This is a genomic window from Actinomadura sp. KC345 (assembly GCF_004348515.1).
GTDB lineage: Bacteria > Actinomycetota > Actinomycetes > Streptosporangiales > Streptosporangiaceae > Spirillospora.
The window spans coordinates 1-3,338 of sequence record NZ_SMKH01000488.1 but is presented as its reverse complement, the minus strand read 5'-3'; the positions used below and the strand labels follow the sequence as shown (position 1 = coordinate 3,338).

The 3,338-nt window shown below is 73.2% G+C and carries 4 protein-coding genes; 1 reads left to right on the top strand and 3 read right to left on the bottom strand.

From position 1 onward, the window contains the following. Nucleotides 1–101 precede the first annotated feature (101 nt). Complete coding sequence (locus tag E1281_RS38645) at nucleotides 102–860, top strand: hypothetical protein (RefSeq protein ID WP_131884650.1); 759 nt, start codon at nucleotides 102–104, stop codon at nucleotides 858–860. Here the strand turns inward: E1281_RS38645 and E1281_RS38640 are convergent, their stop codons facing one another. The 3 genes from E1281_RS38640 to E1281_RS40945 all read right to left on the bottom strand — a co-directional run. Further along, complete coding sequence (locus E1281_RS38640) at nucleotides 861–1,742, bottom strand: hypothetical protein (protein ID WP_131884649.1); 882 nt, start codon at nucleotides 1,740–1,742, stop codon at nucleotides 861–863. 92 nt (nucleotides 1,743–1,834) lie between these two features. Further along, nucleotides 1,835–2,539, bottom strand: coding sequence for an RRXRR domain-containing protein (locus tag E1281_RS38635; protein WP_243717796.1), 705 nt, complete (start codon nucleotides 2,537–2,539; stop codon nucleotides 1,835–1,837). Between the two features lie 496 nt (nucleotides 2,540–3,035). After that, nucleotides 3,036–3,338 (bottom strand): hypothetical protein (locus tag E1281_RS40945; RefSeq protein ID WP_207943769.1); only part of this gene is annotated, 303 nt, incomplete at its 5' end.

The window sequence follows — 3,338 nt, the reverse complement described above, 5'->3', positions numbered from 1 at the left end:
AGAGGTGTATAAGAGACAGGTCTGGGCCGGGAGACGATGAGCCCTTCCTGCCGGGGAAAGGGTTGTCGGTGTCTCCGCCTTCGGGGGCGAAGGGGGAACCGGTGCCGGCGACGGTGCGGCCCGGGCCGATGGCGGATGCCGGGCGGCGCAAGGCGCTGGCGGACGCGTTCGTGGCCGAGTTCGTGGGGAGCACGACGTGGCGGGCGACGCTCGCGGTGCTGGAGGGGGCGTTCCCCGGGCACGGGATGGCGGCGACGCTCTCCCGCCGCACCGACGAGTGGTGGCGGGCGATGGAACCCCTCGGCCGGAAGTCCGCGGCCAAGCTCGGGGTGCCGGCGTGGCTGGACGACGCGGGGATGGTGTTCGACCTCAGCGCCCGGTTCGGCACGCGGGCCGCGCGGCGGCCGGTGCGGGAGCGGGCGGGGCGTCCGCGCGCGTCCCGGCCCTACGCGGGGGCGTTCGTCATCGACACGCTCGACCCGCTGCGGTACCACCGGGCCGTGGGCGGGCCGCGTGCTCCCGGCGACATGCCGGGTGCGGCCGCGGTGCCGTCGGCGGACGACGACAGCGGTGTCGTGATCGTCGTGAACCTGACGGCCGCGGGCGTGCGGGTGCTGGACTCGGCGGTCCTGTGGCGGTACGCGGGACGGGTCGTCACGGGGACGCTGCACGAGGAGGAGCGTCCGGAGACCCGGGGCCGGGCGCGCCGGGCGCTGTGGGCGCTGCGGCGCGTGGTTCTCGTCGACCCGGATCTCGGGCTCGGGCTGTGCCTCCAGCTCGACGCGGCGCGGGTGCCCCGGTGCCTGCTGGCGTTCAGCGTGGACCGGAGGGAGGACGCGCCGCGGTTCGTCCGGCCGTGATCAGTCGTCGGAACGCAGCCACGACAGGTCGCTCTGGCGGTCCGGCGGCAGCTCGCGGATCTGGTCCACGAGCTGCCACGGCTCCGTCGGGGGCGTGTTCTCCTCCGGGAGGACGCCGCAGACGAGGGCGGTCGGCGTGCTGACCGCGGTGAACGGACCGAACCGCGCGACGCCGCCGCCGCGCAGCGCCGCCAGCTCGGTGAGCAGTGCGTTGAGGGCGGACGGGTCCCGCGGGTCGTACAGGCCGCGGACGTGGGTGAACAGGTCCTCGGCGAGAACCTCGGGGCGGCGTCCCGACAGGTAGTAGACCGTTCCCCGGTAGGTGCCCGTGGCCTGCGCGGAACGCTGGTCGCGGACGCGCGGGCGCAGCCCGTACTCGGCGGCGCAGCGTTCGTAGGCGTCGGCGAGCAGCGCCTCCGCCTCGCCCTCCTCGCTGAGCAGGACGCCGGTGACGACGCCCTCCTCGTGGTCGAGGCGGTCGAGCATCTCGCGGTGGAGTTCCTGGACGTCCTGCTCCACCGCGTCCAGGGAGCGGGCCAACGCGTGCTGGGCGTCGCGGTCGAGGTCGACCCCCGCGAGTTCCTCGGAGATGTCGCCGAGTTGCTTCTCCAGCCGGTCCACCCGGCCGGAGACGGTGTCCAGCCTGTCGAGGACGTCGGAGGGCGGGGCCTCGGGCTGCGGCGGCGGGATCGGGATGCCGGCGGGCTCGGTCGCCTCGTCGACCACCGTCTTGAGCGCCTCGTGCCGCCGCGCGAGCTCGGACAGCTGGCTGCGCAGGTCGCGCAGTTCCGCCTGCGCGCGGGGGAGCCGCTTGTCGGACGCCAGGTAGAGCTCGCGTCCGGCGATCGCGAGGCAGAGCAGGACAAGGACCACGGTGGTCATCAGGCTCCTTTCGTGGACACCCTCTGCTTCAGCTGGGGGGAGGAAACGAAAGCGTAGGAGGCCCGCCAGGGCCCGAGTGGCGCTTGGACCTGTCAGGGCGTGTCACTGATCACGCCTCCTTCGGGTTTGGTGGTGTAGGCGTGGCCGTCGCCACGCTGGAGGAGGGTCAGGTTCTTGTGTGAGGTCTTGATGGCCCCTGCGGGGGTGGTGACGGTGTGGCTGCCGCTGGAGCGCACCGCGACGCGCCCGGTGTGGGTTCCGGCCCACCGGCCCGCCGGGACCGTGGCGCGGACTAGGCCGCCGGTGGCGAACCCGAAGAGCCGCTTGGTGCGGGGCAGCCGCAGCCGAGGGAATCCGTGCTTGTTCACCGTCCGGCGCCGACGGCGGTATCGCGAACGCTGGGCGACCTTGGTACGGATCTGGCCGCCCCGGTGGTCGAGCTGGATCGCCTGCCGGGCCCTGAATTCACCGGCCTGCTCAGTGAACACAGCGATTCCGGTGTGTTCGGAACCGGGGTCGACACCGACCTCGACGCCGTCCACCTGTGAGGCTTCGGCGGTGCGGTCCTTGATCCGGATCGTGAATGGAATGTACCGGGCGACCACGGCGCGTCCGGCGACCAGGAGCTTGCGGGCTCTGGCGGGCGGACACGGCTGGAGCGGACCCCGGTGCTTGTCGAGGACGAACACGAACGGGCTGGACTGCTTGGCATGGGCCTCACGGCCCCTCTCCCCGGCCGCAGGGCCGGGGGTGACGCCGGAACCGCCAGGTGAGGCGGTGCCGGTCTCCCCTCGCACATGTTCCGCGCCGGATGCCTTGCGGCGTTCGGGTCCCGTTTCGTCCCTGGTCCCAGGGTTGTCTGCTGACCCGGATTCGAGAGCGGGCTGCTGAGGAAGCACAGCCCGGTCGGTCTTCTGTCCTGCGCGGAACGTAGCCATCGAGGTCACCTCCTTGTCGTGATGGCCAGTGCTGGTAAACGGCGGGCATCAGCCACTGTGACTGGAAGCCCCCTCCCTCAGGAGGAGGACCCCGTTACGTGACTCCCTCGAAGGCGGCTGCGTTTTCGACGATAACCATCTGCGGCCGGGTTGGCGGAGGACGTGGCGGATCTCGTCCGAAAGGCCCGGCAATTCCCCTGGTCGCGGACTGGACGGCCGCGACGCGCCGAGAGCGGGGCCGCCCGGTGGAGCACGTCTCCCGAAACGCCCCGCACCGGAACCCGCCGGGCTGGAAGCGCCGGTCGCGGTGGCGTCTCGCGTTGTGCTCGCGTGTGTCGGTCGGTTCGCGGGGTGGTCAGCCGAACAGGCCGCCGAGGAGGCCGCCCAGGACTTCGGCGGCGCCGCCCGCGACTTCTCCGGCGACGTTGCCCGCTATCTCGTTGGCGACGCCGCCCGCGATGTCGGCGGCGGCCTGGCCCGCGTGGCCGGCGACGGCATTGCCGAACGCGTCCATCTGGGCGTAGCCGGCCGCGTATCCGGCGGCGTCCCCCATCGCGCCGACGGCCATGCCGCCCGCGACTCCGGCGGCCCCGAGCGCCGCGGCTCCGCCGACCAGGCCCGCCGCGGCGGCGCCGTGGCCGCGGCGGCCGTGGTAGCC